Source organism: Algoriphagus aquimarinus (assembly GCF_007997215.1).
Lineage (GTDB): Bacteria > Bacteroidota > Bacteroidia > Cytophagales > Cyclobacteriaceae > Algoriphagus > Algoriphagus aquimarinus_A.
In genome coordinates, this window is record NZ_VORW01000053.1 from 1 (window position 1) to 689 (window position 689).

The 689-nt window shown below is 44.1% G+C and carries 1 protein-coding gene and 1 pseudogene; both read right to left on the minus strand.

Annotated elements, in window-relative coordinates:
• Window positions 1-350, minus strand: a 350-nt coding sequence (locus tag ESV85_RS22130; RefSeq protein WP_146921528.1) for a sugar phosphate isomerase/epimerase family protein, incomplete at its 3' end; no start/stop codon positions are given.
• A gap of 159 nt (window positions 351-509) precedes the next feature.
• Window positions 510-689: pseudogene (locus ESV85_RS22135) on the minus strand (hypothetical protein); the annotation flags it as partial.

Genomic DNA, 689 nt, shown 5'->3' on the forward strand with positions numbered 1-689 from the left:
TCTCGTGATGCAAAAACAGTGAATCCAGAATGGTATGGCCCACAAAGCACCTGAGCATTTAAATCATACGCTCGATCGATTACCCATTTGAGTTGTTCGCTAGCCGCAGCTCGTATTTTAGCATCCTGCGAGATTGGATTTTGTTCTGGCCCCATCACGGTCACAGCTGTCACTTCAAGTCCGATATCCGCACAGTGCTTTCCTACCAGTTTGAAGGATTCCTCCGGTGAACCTCCGATAAAAAATTCTGCCCCATCGTATCCTATCTTTTTCAAGCGATCGAGAACAGGCAGCAACTCTTCTGACATCTCTGCCGACCAGGCCAGCACATTAAATCCTATTTTGTTCATTATATGTTTTTTTTAAATCCCCCTTGCCCCCTTTAGAAAAGGGGGAGTGGCTCTTCCTGAACTTCAATCTTTCAATTAAGAATATTCGTTCGAAGTCGATGGTTTAAATTCTCATGAGGGCAATTCCCCCTTCCAAAGGGGGAAAGGGGGATTTTTTACTTATTTAAAATCACTAACCTTCATTCCCTTCCGGAAGCTATCAAAGCCAAACATCGTTGGCTCATAATTCCCGACTATTTCCACAGAAAGCTCAGGTGTAATCACCTCTGGCATATCCAAAAGCCAAAAGGAAGCATTCACGATCAAACGACGCATATCTTCCACCTGGAAGTCAATCGA